The following is a 14,654-nucleotide window of genomic DNA, read 5'->3' on the forward strand; positions in this document are numbered from 1 at the left end:
CCTACCTTGACGGCAGTGGCGTAAATGACGAAACGAGAGAGAATGGTCACCGGTTACAGGCGGGAGGGAATTCATGGATAGTGCATGGATGTGGATTGGTTTTAATGTGCTGGTTCTGGCCTTACTGGCTTTGGACCTTGGCGTCCTGCACCGCCATGGACGAGAGATCGGCGTACGCGAAGCGTTGTTGCTGAGCCTAGGCTATGTCATTTTGGCTTTGTCTTTCGGCGCCGGCATCCATTACTTCCTTGGCCCCCAAGCTGCGACAGAGTACCTGACAGGCTATCTGATAGAAAAAAGTCTCTCAATCGACAACATCTTCGTCTTCGTTCTCGTCTTTATGCACTTTTCCGTTCCCAAGGACTGCCAGCACAAGGTTCTCTTCTGGGGTATTCTTGGCGCGTTGATCATGCGCGCTGCGCTTATCCTGGCCGGGGCAGCGATTATTGAATCCTTCCACGGAATCATCTACGTCTTTGGGGCGTTCCTCGTCTTCACAGGAATAAAGATGCTGGTTACGGTTGGACAAGAACCGAACCTGGACGAGAACCACATCAATCGTTTTATGCGTCGCCACTTCCGGGTGACCGAAAACTTCGAAGGCAAAAAATTCTTCGTTCGACGCAATGGCGCACTCTTCATTACGCCACTCTTCATCGTCCTGGTACTTGTCGAAGTCACAGACGTAATCTTCGCTTTGGATTCCATTCCGGCCATTTTCGCCATTACCACCGACCCATTCATCGTTTATACGTCAAATGTCTTCGCCATCCTCGGTCTCAGGGCGCTCTACTTTGCTCTCGTGGGTATCATTCACCGGTTTCATTATCTCAAATATGGTCTGTCTCTTGTACTCGTGGTCGTAGGCGCGAAAATGATAGTCAACGCCTGGTTCGGCGAAAAAATAGTATCCACAGAACTGGCCTTGTTTATCACGGCAGTGATCATCGGCAGCTCTATGTTGTTTTCGTTGCTGCGAACGCAGAAAATGCCCACCGAAGAAGCTCTCAAAGATGCGACCCGTTGGTGGGTTCCGGGCAGCCCTCCAAAAGTTGAAGCGGACAAGCAGCCACGGAACGACAACAAGAATGGTAAGTCTTGACGCTAAGCAGTACACAGTGGGGATAGCAGTCGTCGACACAGCATGATGCCCCAAGCCAGGAAAGTGAACCATGTCCGAACAAGACGATACTATTTCCCAGGAAACGACAAACGCATCAAAAACACCAGTGGCGCAAAGCGTGCCCGATACCGAGGTGGCCTTAGAAGCCCGCAATGATGGTGAGGATGATGTCGGTCCCTTATACGCCAGATCTTATCACCCTTTTTTGCTCCTCGTATTCATTGCGTCTGTGGCCATTCTTGGATCACTTCTGTGGCCGTTTCGCCATGCTGTCATCTTAGCCGCCATACTCGCGCTGCTGCTGCCCCCTCTGCATAAACGGAGCGTGCACATTTTAAGGGGCGCACGCCTAGCCTCGGCCGCTTTGCTGACAATTCGCCACCTGGGCGCGTCACAAGACCCAGGCCGTGCTGCGGCTGCTTCGTGGCGAGGACATTGACTTGGTGAGCCGGGAGTTGGGGGTGACCGCCGCGACGTTGTCTCAGTAGCGCAACATCTTCTTGGAGGCCGGGGAGTCGGGTCTGAAGCCGCAGCCAATCAAGGAATCCGCAGAATTCGGCCGGCTCCGCGAGAAGATTGGCGAGCAGGCCATGGAAAACGAGCTGTTTCGGGAGAAGATTGCCCGGCTGGAGCAAAACCGCCCTTTGGCCCGGGGGAGGTCGAGGAAATGAGCCAAGCCGCCTCGGCCTCCACTGGGAAAAACTACGGGCTGGCGCTGGTCTGCCGTGTCTAGGCGCGCCCTCGTTCTACGGTTTACTGGCAACGTCGATACGTGGTCGAGGCTGTACGCCACAGTTACTGTCCAAGAAAACCCTAGGCCAATCCAGGGACTGAAGCCGGCTGAAGGCGGGGCATACAGGGCCTTACCCCTTGTCACCGACACGGAAGTACGAGAATCTCTGCGGCTGGCCAGGGTAAAAAAAATCCGTCGCCCGCCCACTGCACTCCGCTGGATCGCTGTTGCGACAGGGCGTCGATTCTCTGGACTACCCTTCTTTCATTGCCGTGGTGGAAGAGCTGTTGCGGGCTGACCACACCCAGGCGCCGGCAGGGGAATTGCCCAGGCGTGAGAAGCTTGTCGCGCAGCGCAACAAGCAGGGAAAATTGCCGCATTCGCACCGAAGAACGAGTTCCAGGCCAGCGGGCCTGAGCAGAGGAAACGATGGACTGCGATATCGATACGCTCAAGGCATTTTTGGCGACAGCGGGATGTCCGGGCGAAACCGTTGCCGCCCTCTCCCGGGATGTGCCGCTGGCGGCCCAAGGCCTTGCAGCGGAGCGTTGCGCCGCCCTGGCCCAGGGCCTGACCGAAGCCCTGGGCGTGCCTGAGGCGCCCGCAACGCTTTGCCAGGAAGGCTCTCTGGACGATTGGCTCGACTTTGTCGCCCGGCATCTGGACGACGAGACGCTCAAACGAGCGGCCATTGCCCGCATCGTGAAAAACAAGACGGAAATCCCTCACGGAAAGCCCTATGTCATCGACCGGATGCGCCCCCAGGACGCACTTGGCGTGGCCGGCTTGTTTTATACCATCTACGACGCCAACTATCCGGTCCTGGATTACATCGTGCCGGAAAAGCTGGTGGCCCTGAACCAGCAGAAGGCCGTGGTGACGCTGGTGGCCAGGGCCGAAACCGGCGAGATCGTCGGCCACGGGGCGTATTACCGCAGTTCACCGCCCAATCCGACCGTATATGAGCAGGGGCAACTTTTGGTCGATCCGGCCTACCGCCAGACCTCCCTGGCCTTCAGGCTTCTTAAGGAACTCGACGCGGTCTCCTACGCCATGACCTGGGCCGAGGCCTTTTTCGGCGAGGCGGTGTGCAACCATGTCGTCACCCAGAAAAGCGGCGACCGCCAAGGCTACGTGCCCTGCGGCATCGAACTGTCCCTCATGCCGGACGGGGCCTATGCCAAGGAGGGGGCTTGCGGCCGGATCACCTGTATGACGGGTTTTCGGGTGCATCGGGACAAGCGGCTGCCGCTCTATCTGCCCGAAGACTGCCGCCCGGTGTTGGAGCCAATCCTTACTGGCTTTTCCCTGAACCGGGATATGCATTTTGCCGCCAGCGACGTCCCCGAATCGTCGGAAACCGTGCTCGACGCCCGCCTTTTCGACTTCGCCCAGGTGGAACGCATCCAGGTCGCCACCATCGGCCGGGATTTTCCCGGGCATGTCGCCGCCATTGAGGAGCGGGCCGTTCGTCTGGGACTGGCCGTGGTTCAGATTTTTTGCAACACGGCCTCCCCGGGCGTGGCCTTTGCGGTCAAGGCCCTGCGGCAACGCAGCTACGTGTTCGGAGGGTTTATGCCTTTGTGGTTCCCCGACGGCGACGCCATCATGTTCCAACGGTTGGCAACAGCGCCGGACTTCGAGGCCGTGCGCCTGTTCACCGACCGCGCCAAGGCGATTCTGGCGCATATCCAGGCTGAGTGGCACGCCTATGGGCGCTGAGGCGGACATGGCTGGACAAGCAGAGTCTCCCCGGGTCGATGCCCTGGCCAAGGCCTGCGGCTGCGAACGCTACGCCGTAGACGAAACGCCCTCAGGCTGCCTGTGGGCCGGGGTCAGGCGGGCAGGCCTCCCCCACGGCCGCATCGCCAGCCTGGATGTCGCCCCCGCCCGAGGCCTGCCCGGCGTCGTTGCCGTGCTGACCCGCGCCGATGTCCCGGGGACCAACCGCCAGGGTATCGTCCACAAGGACCAGCCGGTGCTGTGCGGGCAGGTCGTGCGGCACTGCGGCGACCCGGTGGCCCTGGTTGTGGCCGAAAGCCGGGAGGCCCTGGCCGCCGGGCTGGCCGCCATCCAGGTCGATTTGAAGCCGCTGCCCGGAGTTTTTGATCCCGTCCAGGCCCTATCGCCGGATGCTCCGCTGGTGCATTCCGGCCGCGAGGGCGGCAACCTGCTGGCCCATGGGCTTATGGAAAAGGGCCAGGCCGGGGCGGCCCTGGCCGGCTGCGACGTCGTGGTGGCGGGCCGATTTGAAACGCCCCTGCAGGACCATGTCTTCCTGGAACCGCCAAACGGGCTGGCCCGGCTCCTGCCGTCCGGCCTGCTGGACATGATCGTCTCCACCCAGGCCCCTTTTCGGGACCGCTTCGAGATTGCCCAGGCCCTGGGGCTTGATCCCCTGCGCATCCGCGTCCGCGCGCCCTATCTCGGCGGCGGCTTTGGCGGCAAGGACGGGGCCACTGTCCAGTGTCTGCTGGCCCTGGCCGCCCTGCGTCTGCCGGGCCGATGGGTCAAGATGGTCTGGAGCCGCGAGGAAACCTTCCTGGCCGGCTACAAGCGCCATGCCGCCGTCATAAACCTCCGCCTGGGGGCTCACGCCGACGGCACGCTTGCGGCCCTTGATTGCACCATGCATTTTGACGCCGGCCCCTATGCCCACTTAAGCGGCGAGATCATGGAACTGAGCCTGGAGCACGCCGGCGGCCCGTACCGCATTCCCCATACGCGCATCGAAGGCTTTTGCGCCTACACCAACAACCCCGTGGGCGGAGCCTTTAGGGGCTTTGGCGTGGTCCAGGCAACCTTTGCCGTGGAACGGGCCATGGATCTCCTGGCCAAACGACTTGGCCGGGCGGTGGACTCCTTGCGGCTGCAAAACGCCTTGCGCACAGGGGAGGAAAACGCCGTCGGCGTGCCGGTCGAACCCGGAACCGACATCGCCGCCTGCCTCAAGGCGGCCATGGCCCATCCGTTTTGGAGCCAACGCCAGGCCTGGAAGCAGGCAGCCCCGCCGCTCACTCGACGCGGGGTGGGGTTGGTCGCCGTGCACAACGCCATGGGCTATGGTCGGGGCCTGCCCGACCACGCCGCCGCCAAGCTGGAGCTGACCCGCCAGGGAACATTTCGCCTGTACAACTCCGTGCCGGACATGGGGCAAGGCAATGCCGCGGCCTTCGTGGCAATGGCCGCCAAGGCGCTTGGCCAGCCCGAGACCGCGTTTGCCTGCGTCCAGCCCGACACCCGGGTCTGTCCGCCGGCCGGCTCGTCCTCGGCCAGCCGCACCACCTACACCTTTGGCAACGCCCTGCTCCGGGCCTGCCGGGCCATGGCGGAGAAATTGCGCACCCGGGCCGCGCTGGCGCTTTTTTGCGATGCGCCGGACCGGCTCACCCTCGTGCCCGGAGGCGTCTTCGATCCGGCCAGCGGTCGCACAGTCCCCCTGGCGCTGCTAGCCGGTTTCCTTCTGCGCGATGACCGGATCTGCATCGACCAGTTCGTGATGCCGGTGGTGGCCGACCCGCCCGATACAGGCCATGCATTCAAGCTCGGTTTCCCCCACCGCTTCTATTCCTATGGGGCCTGCCTGTGCGGGGTCGAAGTGGACGAACTGACGGGCACGGTCAGGCTGGCCCAATGCCTGGCAGTCGTTGCCTGCGGCCGCGTCTTTTCCCTGGCGGGCGTTGAACAGCAACTCCAGGGCGCGACCGCCCAAGGCGCGGGGTTCACCCTTTTTGAGGACATGGCGCCAGACCAGGGCCGCATCCGGGGAGCAGACCTTGGCGCCTATCTGATACCCACCGCCCTGGATCTGCCGGACATCGCCTGTCTGGCCCTTCCCGACGACGAACCATCAGGCCCCATGGGACTCAAGGGCATGGGCGAGGTCGGCATCCACGGCCCCGGTCCGGCCGTGGCTCAGGCCCTTGACGACGCCATTGGAATGGACGTGACCCGCCTGCCGGTTGCCCCCGAGGCAGTGCTTTCGGCCCTGGAGGACAAGAACGCATGAACGACCCTATGGAAATTGCCTTTCAGCTCAATGGCCGTCCGGCGCGCCTGACGACCGACCCCGCCCGGCGGGCCATCGATGTCTTGCGGGACGATTTTGGGCTTATCGCCACCAAGGAGGGCTGCGGCTCGGGCGAATGCGGCGCATGCGCCGTGCTCCTGGACGGGGTGGCCAGACTGTCTTGTCTCATGCTGGCGGCCCAACTTGACGGCCATGAGGTGACCACGGCCGAAGGCCTTGGCACGCCCGAAGCGCCGCATCCCGTCCAGACGGCCTTTGCCGTCCACGGCGCCGTGCAGTGCGGCTATTGTTCGCCGGGCATGACCATTGCGGCTGCCGAACTTCTGGCCAACGATCCTGCCCCGGACCGGGGAACCGTGCGACAGGCCTTGTCCGGCAATCTGTGCCGCTGCACCGGGTACGTCAAAATCGTGGATGCGGTCCTGGCGGCGGCTGCGACCATGCGCGGGGAAGAGTCATGATCGGCCGGGTCCATCGGCCGACTTCGCTGGCGGCGCTTTGGCCGCTGTTGGACGACGGCGCGCGCCCCATGGCCGGCGGAACCGACCTGCTGACGCGGGGCCGGGGCCGGTCGCTTGGCGAAGTCGCCCTGCTCGAAGGGATTGCCGGCCTGGACGGCATCGTGAGCGAGGCAGGCTGGCTTCGCATCGGGGCCACCGCCACCCATGCCCGCGTGCTGCGCCATCCGGTGGTCCGAGAGCGCTTAGCGGTCCTGGCCCAGGCGCTTACCTCCCTTGGCTCGCCGCTTATCCGCAACATGGGCACCCTCGGCGGCAACTGTATTACCGCCTCGCCGGCCGGCGACACCCTGCCGCCGCTCTACGCCTTGGACGCCCTGGTGGAGCTGGTTTCCCGGGACGGCGCACGCCGTCTGCCCGTGTCCGAATTTCTTGTCGCCCCGGGGCGCACGACCCTTGCCCCGGGCGAAATCCTGGCGGCATTCCTCGTCCCGCTGCCCCCGGCCGGAGCGCTGCACCATTTTGAGAAAGTGGGACGGCGCGACGCTCTGGCCATTGCCGTGGCCAGTCTGGCCGCGCTGGTCGTCAGGGACGAGGCCGGACAGGTGACCGAGGCCCGGCTGGCTGTGGGCAGTCTGGCCCCGACCGTGGTGCGCTGCCGGGAAGCCGAGGCGCTTTTGTGCGGGGGCCGGCTGGACCGGGAAACCCTGCTCGCGGCCGGGCAGTTGATTCGAAAGCGTATCTCGCCCATCAACGACATCCGGGCCACGGCCGCCTACCGTCGGGAAGTGGCCGGCAAGCTGCCCCTGCGCCTGCTGACGATTTAGATCCTGGCCAGCGCCTTGCCCTCTGCGGCTGACCAGCCGCTTGCCGTCAGCTGCTGGCCGGCTGCTTTTCTGTCTGGCCGCTAGTGTGGCGTTCGCAAAAAACATTTATGTTTTTTTGTGAATAGAAATAATGATTACGGGTTATTACCGCACCCAGTAGGGCATGGCATTCCCGAACGCGACACTAGCCAGCGGCTGGCCGCGCCTGCCGCCGGCTGGCGGCGACCAGCGGGACCACCAGCAAGCCCGCCCCGGCCGCAAAGGCGCAGGACGTGAAAAACAGCGTCGGATAGCCGGCTCCCCCCGCCAGGATGGCCCCACCCGCAATCGGGCCGAAGACATAGGCCGTATCCATCATAAAAAGCATCAGGTTGAGATTCGTCCCGCGCATGGCCGGTGGGGAGTAGCCAAACATGACCGCGCTCATAAGCGGCAGGGCGACCCCCAGGCATAAGCCATAGGCACCGGCCAGGACCAGCAGCCGGGTCTGCCCCGTCGTTGCAGCAAAGCCGACCATGCAGGCGGCCAGACAGACTAAAGCCCCGACCAGAACGGTTTCCTTGGGCAACCGGTCGAAATACCGCCCGGCCAGAACCCGCACGGCCATGGACGCGCCCGTGGACACGGTGAAAAAAAGGCCGGGATCGGCGAGCCCCAGGCCCACGGCAAAGGGTTTGATGAAAAAAAAGATCAGCGTGGTGCTCATGAAAAGGCACAGGTTAGCCAAAAGGACCAACCGTATCGGCGGCAGGGCCAGGGTCTGGAGCACATCGGACACCGTCGGCCGTCCTGCACCGGCCAGGCCGGCCTTTGCTTGTCGCTTCAAGCGCTTGCCAAGCGGCGCAAGCAGGGCCAGGGCCGGCAGCGCCAGAATTGAACAGACGGCATAGACCCGGTCCTCCCGGCCCAGACGCGGCAACAGCCATTCGGCCAGCGGCGGCATGAGGGCATAGGGCACAAGAGAGGACAGGGAGAAATAGCCAAAAGCCCGGCCGGCAAGCGCTTTCGGGATGATCTGGGCCAGCAGCACGGTGACGGCGCTGACCAGAAAGACAAAGGAGACGCCGTGAAACAGGCGTACGGCCAGGATCGGGCCGATCCCCCGGGCGAACTGGTAGGCGCAAAGGGCCAGCCCCATACCGATCAGGGAAGCCCGGACCAGGGGCAAGGCGTTTCGCGGCGTGACAAGGACACTCAAAAAAGGCCGCAGACAAAAGGCGGCCAGAGGCTCTGCGCCAAGCAGCCACCCCCGCCAGGCCGGATCAATGCCCAGGCGCGCCAGATAGGTTTCGAAGCCGTAAAAAATGGCGATGTTGCAAAACCCGAAGGTGGCCGCCAGGAGCAACACCTTAAAATCGTAGGTGAAAAGTCGCTCGGCTTGGGTCAGCTGGTTGTCCTCGGTCATGGGGTGTCCAACACGCTTGTAAAAGCCTTGGCAAAAGCCTCCATAGCCGGGGCCTCGGCCATGGAGACCCGAATCCAGTTGGGATAGCGGAAGCCGGTCATGGTGCGCACCATCACCCCTTTCTGCATGAGCTTGCGATAGAGCAGGGTGTCGGACATGGGTGTACGGACCATAATAAAATTGCCGGCTCCGCTGACATATTCCAGTCCCAGGGTATCAAAGAGATCGTGCAGAGCGCTTTTGGCCGCAGCCACCATCTGCCGGGTGGCCGCAATATGGCCGGCATCGTCGGCCAGGGCCGCTGTTGCGGCAATTTGCCCCAGGCTATTGACGGAATAGGCGATGTGGGTGCGGCGCACGATGTCCACCGCCTCCAAGGAGCCGCACAAATAGCCCACCCGAAATCCGGCCAGACCGTACATCTTGGAAAAGGTGCGAAAGACCAGGACGTTGTCGTGGCGTTCCATGATCTCCATGCCGTCCGGGAAATCCGGATCGTCCAGGTATTCCCGGTAAGCTTCGTCGAGCACCACCAGCGCCCGGCTGTCCAGACCGGCCAAAAAACGCTCCAGGGTCGCCCTGTTCCACCAGGAGCCGGTGGGATTGTTGGGATTGCACACGAAAACAACCCTGGTGTTCTCTGTCACGGCCGCCAGCATGGCCGCCGGGGCCAGGGCCTGCTTCGTAAGCGGAACCAGCCGTGTCTCGACGCCGGAAAACTTCGCCACCCATTCGTACACGGCAAAAGTCTTGTCCGCAGTGACAATGGCATCGCCCGGACCGCAGAAGGCCCGGATGACGGAACCGATGACCTCACAAGAACCGTTGCCGACCAGAAACTGGTCCGGGGACTTGCCAAACCGGGTAGCCAGGGCCTGGCGCAGGTCATAGGCGTCGCCGCTCGGATAGACGGCGGCCCGTTCGGCCGGGAACGCAGCGATAGCCTCCCGGGCCAGGGGCGGCGGCCCCAGGGTGTTTTCGTTGTTATTGAGCCGATACAGATACGATGCGCCGTATTGGCGCATGAGGACAGGATCGGGGCGACTCGGGACGTAGCGTTCGAAGTGCCGGACATAGTCCGGGATGCGTTCAAGAATCCTGGTCATGCTGCCATACAACCATGTCGCCCTGCCCCCCGTGAGGAAGCACGACTTTCGGGGAGAACCCCGACTGCATCAAGTCATCGGCCAGAGCGGCCTCCCAGGGGCGGGACAGGTCCATGTAATAGAGGATGCGATGGATGCCCTTGTCGCGGATGGCCGCCACACTGGCGGCCAGATTGGCGGCCATGTCCTGGCCGTCCAGAAACGGACGCAGTTCCGCCAGATCGCGGTGACGGTCGAGCAAGGTGCCAAGCAGCGATTCGCGCCGGGGCCGGCCGGCCGGGGCCTCGACCGGGAGAATGTCCCGGGGCATGGCCAGCCGCTCGTAGGTCTGGCGCAGAAAGTTTTCGATGCTCGGGCTGCACCACACGGCCATGCCGGTATCCTCCCGCAGATGCCGAAAGACCACTGGTTGCCGATCGCAACCCGTCTCGGCGCAGGCTTGCAGGGAACCAAGCGGCTCGAAATAGCCTGGGATAAGATCGTCGGAGGACCGAAAGCCCAGCACTATAGCGTAATGCTCCCGGGCCACGGCTTCCAGAAAGCCGTCGAGCAGCACTCTGGCCACGTCGCCCCGCGCTTGCTTGGCTGCAAAGACAAAGGGGCCGGAAAAGTAAAGCGCCTGATCGCTACACCGATTCCAGGTGAGAAGCCCCACAGTTTGCCCGGCCGCGTCAAGGGCACACACGCAGGCAACCTGGCCGTCGGCGACGAGATCGGCGAATTTTTCGGGCGTGCGGAAACTGCCAGGGCATTGCCAGGCCGGATAGACACTCATGGCCAAGGCGGCGGCCTGGGAAAGACGCGCCGGGTCAAGAGCCAAAGCGAGCCTGTAGGGCGGGCGCGTCTGCTCGGGTGCGTGGACGGGTGTCAGAGCCGGATAGCGCCGGTCCACTTCGGCCACAATGCAAAACTGGTCACCGCCTCGATGATCGAGGCGGAAGCGGTCCGCCGCCTGGGCAGCCAGCAGCAATCCCAGGTCGCGGGGCATCTCGCCGTTCTCCCGGCCAACGGAGCAGGCCGTGCTATTGAGTCCGCCCAAGGAAAGATCGGCCGCCTTAAAGGAGAAGGCGGCGCGAAGCAGATACCGTTTTCCGGTCATGTCGATACGCAACGGTTCGTCGGCCTGCGCCAGCCCGATGAGGCAGAGGCAAAATTCCTCGACAGTCAATTGGAATCGGTAGCTTTCCCGCTGGCCGAAGCCTGCACGCTGCGCCAAGGTCTGGGCCGCGCCTGCCACCGGACAGGCAAAGGCGGTGTCCGGAGGAATCTCCATCGAGACACACAGATCGTCAGGCATATCGCCTCCCCAGACAAGGTTTCAACCAAGCATCGCGTGGTCAACGATGTCCTTATCTCTCCTATTTCTTTGGCAATTGCAATGAAAAGGGGAAAAACCCAATGGGTGGTTTACACGGCCGGCCGCTCATCATCGACGAAATGGACCATGTGGTCGAGCGCAACGCCGTGGAGCTGGTGCGGGATCTGTACGAGGCGTCGCGCGCCGCGATCCTGCTCATCGGCGAAAAGGCGCTGCCCGGAAAGCTGGCCCAATGGGAACGCTTCCATGGCCGCATCCTGGATTGGGTGAGCGGCCCTATCTTTATGACATGGCCCGCCGCTGGGGACTGGGCAAGTGGGTTCCCGGCGTCTGCCATCACAACTTGGTGGCCACGCAAAAGGTCCATTCGACCGGTAGAGCTTCAAAACTAAACGTCGTTGTGAACAAATCTACCCGTCGTGCTACAACCCCGGATAACCATTCCCCTGGAATCCCAGGCCACGAGGTTATCCATCGAGAAAAGGGCTACGGACTATCTCCGTAAACCATTGAAATATCTGGCCGGAAAGAGAGGAACGGTTGTCCGGGGCGACCCAATGTCCAAATGTCAGGGGGCGGGGAATGCCAAGTCTCAAGGCCTGAGCAGCCGACTCTTCCCATTCTAGACAGAGTAGAATACCCTGAATCTATAGGCGAGCACCCCCTGTATCGCTGCAAACCCGGCATGGCCGATGATCGTTTCTTTGGTGATTTGAGGGGCCAACGTTCCCACAAGGTGCTTTCGGATACAAAGTTATCATCCCTCTAGAGTCTATCACGGAGCAAAGACCCGCCATGAGCGATGCCCTCCCCAACGATCCGCTTTTTCCTCTCCAGTGGCACCTTCTCAACACCGGCCAAAGCGGCGGAACGCCGGGCATCGACCTCAATGTGGTAAGGGTCTGGGAAGATTACGATGGATCGGGCGTGGTTGTGGGCGTCATCGACGACGGCACAGAAACGGACCACCCGGATCTCGCCGCCAACGAGGACCCGGCCCTGGGCTTCGACTTCCTGCGCCCCGACAACCGTGGCCTGCCGGTCAGCAAGGAAGACATGCACGGAACGAGCGTGTCGGGCGTCATTGGTGCCGTCGCGGACAATGGCCTCGGGGGCACGGGGGTGGCTCCGGGCGCGACCCTCGGAATCGTGCACCTCACCCTGGGAGAGCCGCCCGAATCCATAAGCGACGAGGCGCTCACCGCCGAGAGCGCGGCCATATTCTCCTATGCGCAAGAGTATTTCGACGTGGTGAACAATAGTTGGGGGGATTCGGGGTACGTCGCCAACACCCCAAATGTCCAAGCGGCCATCGAAAATGCCGTCCAATACGGACGCGACGGCCTCGGAACTGTGGTCGTCTTCTCGGCGGGCAACAATCGTAACATATCCGGCGATTCCAACACGGATGCCACGAAGCGCTCGCCCTTCGTCATCGCCGTGGCCGCTGTGAACCATGACGGCGTACCGACCTTCTATAGTAGCCCCGGGACGAATGTCCTCGTGGCCGCCCCTTCGGACGACAGGATCGACGGGAACTGGGTCTGCGGTGTCGTGACGACGGACCGCATGGGCTACGAGGGCTACAACACGGCCCCCTCGCCTGAGGGGGACTATGCCTATGATTTCGGGGGCACTTCGGCCGCCGCGCCCGAAGTGACGGGTGTGGTCGCGCTTATGCTCGAAGCCAACCCGGACCTCGGCTACCGGGATGTTCAAGACATCCTCGCTCTTACCGCCCGCAATGTGGACCCCGAAGGGAATTGGGCCATCAACGGAGCGACCAACTGGAACGGCGGCGGCATGCATGTCAGCCGCGACGTTGGCTACGGCCTTGTGGACGCCCTGGCTGCCGTACGCTTGTCAGAGACCTGGGAAGGGCAAAACACCTACGCCAATCTGGCTACAGCCGAAAGCTCCGTCGAGGTCGGGCAGACCATCCCCGATGGTCAAGGGTATGTAACCTCCTCCATCGCCGTGATCGAGGACATCGACGTCGAGCGGGTGGTCGTCTCCTTCGACATGGAACATGAAAGCTCCTCGGACCTGCGCATCCTGCTGGTCTCGCCATCCGGAACCGAAAGCCTGCTCCTGGACCAAGCCTGGCCGACGAAAAACGCCGCATGGCCGGTGGACATGTCCCTGTCCTCAACCTTCCACCTCGGGGAGAACTCCAAAGGGACCTGGACTCTCTACGTGGCCGACGCCCAAGGGAATAACCTGACGGGGACCCTCAATTCCTGGAAAATCGATTTCTACGGCAAGGAAGCCTCCGACGATTCGCTGTACGTCTACACCAACGAATACTCGGGTATGGCCGCGAGCGACCCGGCTCGGACCATTCTCTTGGACACCTCAGGGGACGACGTCGTCAACGTCGCCGCCGTCTCCTCGGGCAGTGTGGTCAACCTGACCCCCGGAACGCTTGGGCTGGTGGACGGAACACCGCTTGTCCTCGCCGCTGGAACGGCCGTGGAAACTGTTTACGCCGGGGATGGGGACGACGGGCTGGTGGGTGACGTCGCGGACAATTATCTTTTCGGCGGACGCGGAAACGACATCCTCATGGGTGGCCTTGGTGACGACGTGCTCGATGGCGGCCAGAAGGGCGTCGATACCGCCGTCTATACGGGCTCAAGGCTCGATTACCAGCTCGTGCGACAAGATGACGCCGTGACGGTCTCCGGCCCCGAGGGAACCGACCTGCTGCGCAATATCGACGTATTGTCCTTCGCGGATGGCATCTACGCCGTTTCCGCCCTCTATGCGCCGGGATTTGCGGGGGCTACGGGCATTCTTGCATCCTAGCTTCTAAGAAAGGAGGTCCTGGAATTTAACTGGAGCCGCCCCACGCCAGATAGAATTTCAGGGGAATGGTTATCCGGGAGCCTCTTTCCCCTGGGGGCTTTCCCGACGGAGGCGATTGGGGAATGACCTATTCCTCGGCGACAAGCCGAATGCGCCGTGATTTCGCACGTCTGCCGCTGTCGGTCTGCGAAGCGGCCATGACCGGCCGGGGAGCCCCGGCCGGTCATGCTTTTTTCAGGAAGCAGGTCTTGAGCACCAATCCTTTGACCTTGTCGGCGTTGCACTCAATTTCCGCCGGGTCGCCCCCTTTCTCCGCTTGATTGGCCCGGGATATCTGGCAACACGGGACAGTCGCGCCCACGGCCTCTCTGCGAACAATCCGGGCGGTGGCGGCTCTATACGGCATCCGATTTCGATGCGTCATACGCATCCGACACGGAGGAGGCATGGTCGCGGCCGTGGGCAAGCTGATGCGCCATGCCGGCGCCAGGCTGCCTGCAGACCAACGCCGCACTTGGCTGACTGAAATTATTAGTGAAAATCAGAATGTTGGCAATGACTGGCGAGCAGAGAACGGAATAAGGGACGCTTCGAAACCACAGCGCCATGACGAAAGCACCGCATGTCCACAAACTGCTAAGCATGCTAACTGTTTCCAGAACAACTACATTGCTTCAGCCTTGACCGAGACACCCAAAGGAAATAACATGTTTTATTGGTCAATACGTTAACAATGAAATTTCTTTCAACGGCTCTCATCAGCACCATCAGAACAGGCTTCTTTCCAAGCTTCCCTGCACAGCAGCGGAGGCGCGCACGCATCGCATCCTCCGGGGGGGGCGAATT

12 protein-coding genes are annotated in these 14,654 nt (G+C 62.3%); 9 read left to right on the forward strand and 3 right to left on the reverse strand.

Annotation, left to right across the window (positions count from 1 at the left end):
- Positions 1-73: 73 nt before the first annotated feature.
- The 6 genes from C3Y92_RS16140 (at position 74) to C3Y92_RS16165 (ending at position 7,171) form a co-directional block, all read left to right on the forward strand.
- The gene (locus tag C3Y92_RS16140; RefSeq protein WP_129354249.1) at positions 74-1,102 is read left to right on the forward strand and encodes a TerC family protein; all 1,029 of its coding nucleotides are present in this window, start codon (positions 74-76) and stop codon (positions 1,100-1,102) included.
- 70 nt (positions 1,103-1,172) lie between these two features.
- Positions 1,173-1,562 carry a hypothetical protein gene (locus C3Y92_RS16145; protein ID WP_129354251.1) on the forward strand — a complete coding sequence of 130 codons (390 nt, stop codon included), beginning with the start codon at positions 1,173-1,175 and terminating at the stop codon, positions 1,560-1,562.
- Positions 1,563-2,285: 723 nt separating this feature from the next.
- Entirely contained in the window at positions 2,286-3,578 is a 1,293-nt protein-coding gene (locus C3Y92_RS16150; RefSeq protein WP_129354253.1) for a GNAT family N-acetyltransferase, read from the forward strand.
- Positions 3,579-3,585: 7 nt separating this feature from the next.
- Complete coding sequence (locus C3Y92_RS16155) at positions 3,586-5,865, forward strand: xanthine dehydrogenase family protein molybdopterin-binding subunit (RefSeq protein WP_129354255.1); 2,280 nt, start codon at positions 3,586-3,588, stop codon at positions 5,863-5,865.
- The gene (locus C3Y92_RS16160) at positions 5,862-6,347 is read left to right on the forward strand and encodes a (2Fe-2S)-binding protein (protein WP_129354257.1); all 486 of its coding nucleotides are present in this window, start codon (positions 5,862-5,864) and stop codon (positions 6,345-6,347) included. Before C3Y92_RS16155 ends, C3Y92_RS16160 begins: the two co-directional genes overlap by 4 nt.
- Positions 6,344-7,171: an FAD binding domain-containing protein gene (locus C3Y92_RS16165; protein ID WP_129354259.1), complete on the forward strand. Its 828-nt coding sequence runs from the start codon at positions 6,344-6,346 to the stop codon at positions 7,169-7,171. The genes C3Y92_RS16160 and C3Y92_RS16165 overlap by 4 nt, the downstream gene beginning before the upstream one ends.
- A 184-nt stretch (positions 7,172-7,355) precedes the next feature.
- Here the strand turns inward: C3Y92_RS16165 and C3Y92_RS16170 are convergent, their stop codons facing one another.
- From C3Y92_RS16170 to C3Y92_RS16180, 3 genes are read right to left on the reverse strand one after another with little or no spacing between them, the layout of a single operon-like run.
- Positions 7,356-8,576 (reverse strand): MFS transporter, encoded by a 1,221-nt coding sequence (locus C3Y92_RS16170; protein WP_129354261.1) that lies wholly within the window; start codon positions 8,574-8,576, stop codon positions 7,356-7,358.
- Positions 8,573-9,682, reverse strand: coding sequence for a histidinol-phosphate transaminase (hisC, locus tag C3Y92_RS16175; RefSeq protein ID WP_129354263.1), 1,110 nt, complete (start codon positions 9,680-9,682; stop codon positions 8,573-8,575). Before hisC ends, C3Y92_RS16170 begins: the two co-directional genes overlap by 4 nt.
- Positions 9,666-10,979 carry a hypothetical protein gene (locus C3Y92_RS16180; RefSeq protein WP_129354265.1) on the reverse strand — a complete coding sequence of 438 codons (1,314 nt, stop codon included), beginning with the start codon at positions 10,977-10,979 and terminating at the stop codon, positions 9,666-9,668. The genes hisC and C3Y92_RS16180 overlap by 17 nt, the downstream gene beginning before the upstream one ends.
- 101 nt (positions 10,980-11,080) lie before the next feature.
- On the opposite strand from C3Y92_RS16180, the gene C3Y92_RS21295 reads away from it, so the two are divergent.
- The 3 genes from C3Y92_RS21295 (at position 11,081) to C3Y92_RS16200 (ending at position 14,539) form a co-directional block, all read left to right on the forward strand.
- Positions 11,081-11,392: a hypothetical protein gene (locus tag C3Y92_RS21295; RefSeq protein WP_207214001.1), complete on the forward strand. Its 312-nt coding sequence runs from the start codon at positions 11,081-11,083 to the stop codon at positions 11,390-11,392.
- 403 nt (positions 11,393-11,795) lie between these two features.
- Complete coding sequence (locus C3Y92_RS16190; protein ID WP_129354267.1) at positions 11,796-13,808, forward strand: S8 family serine peptidase; 2,013 nt, start codon at positions 11,796-11,798, stop codon at positions 13,806-13,808.
- A gap of 446 nt (positions 13,809-14,254) precedes the next feature.
- Positions 14,255-14,539, forward strand: coding sequence for a hypothetical protein (locus C3Y92_RS16200; RefSeq protein WP_129354269.1), 285 nt, complete (start codon positions 14,255-14,257; stop codon positions 14,537-14,539).
- Positions 14,540-14,654: the final 115 nt, after the last annotated feature.

The organism is Solidesulfovibrio carbinolicus (assembly GCF_004135975.1).
Classification (GTDB): domain Bacteria; phylum Desulfobacterota; class Desulfovibrionia; order Desulfovibrionales; family Desulfovibrionaceae; genus Solidesulfovibrio; species Solidesulfovibrio carbinolicus.

Bases quoted from the DNA above. Each gene is read 5' to 3' on its own strand.
- C3Y92_RS16155 (WP_129354255.1), top strand. From the start codon at position 3,586: ATGGCTGGACAAGCAGAGTCTCCCCGGGTCGATGCCCTGGCCAAGGCC.
- C3Y92_RS21295 (WP_207214001.1), top strand. From the start codon at position 11,081: ATGGGTGGTTTACACGGCCGGCCGCTCATCATCGACGAAATGGACCAT.
- C3Y92_RS16200 (WP_129354269.1), top strand. From the start codon at position 14,255: ATGGTCGCGGCCGTGGGCAAGCTGATGCGCCATGCCGGCGCCAGGCTG.
- C3Y92_RS16165 (WP_129354259.1), top strand. From the start codon at position 6,344: ATGATCGGCCGGGTCCATCGGCCGACTTCGCTGGCGGCGCTTTGGCCG.
- C3Y92_RS16180 (WP_129354265.1), bottom strand. From the start codon at position 10,979: ATGCCTGACGATCTGTGTGTCTCGATGGAGATTCCTCCGGACACCGCC.
- C3Y92_RS16170 (WP_129354261.1), bottom strand. From the start codon at position 8,576: ATGACCGAGGACAACCAGCTGACCCAAGCCGAGCGACTTTTCACCTAC.
- hisC (WP_129354263.1), bottom strand. From the start codon at position 9,682: ATGACCAGGATTCTTGAACGCATCCCGGACTATGTCCGGCACTTCGAA.
- C3Y92_RS16160 (WP_129354257.1), top strand. From the start codon at position 5,862: ATGAACGACCCTATGGAAATTGCCTTTCAGCTCAATGGCCGTCCGGCG.
- C3Y92_RS16145 (WP_129354251.1), top strand. From the start codon at position 1,173: ATGTCCGAACAAGACGATACTATTTCCCAGGAAACGACAAACGCATCA.
- C3Y92_RS16150 (WP_129354253.1), top strand. From the start codon at position 2,286: ATGGACTGCGATATCGATACGCTCAAGGCATTTTTGGCGACAGCGGGA.
- C3Y92_RS16190 (WP_129354267.1), top strand. From the start codon at position 11,796: ATGAGCGATGCCCTCCCCAACGATCCGCTTTTTCCTCTCCAGTGGCAC.
- C3Y92_RS16140 (WP_129354249.1), top strand. From the start codon at position 74: ATGGATAGTGCATGGATGTGGATTGGTTTTAATGTGCTGGTTCTGGCC.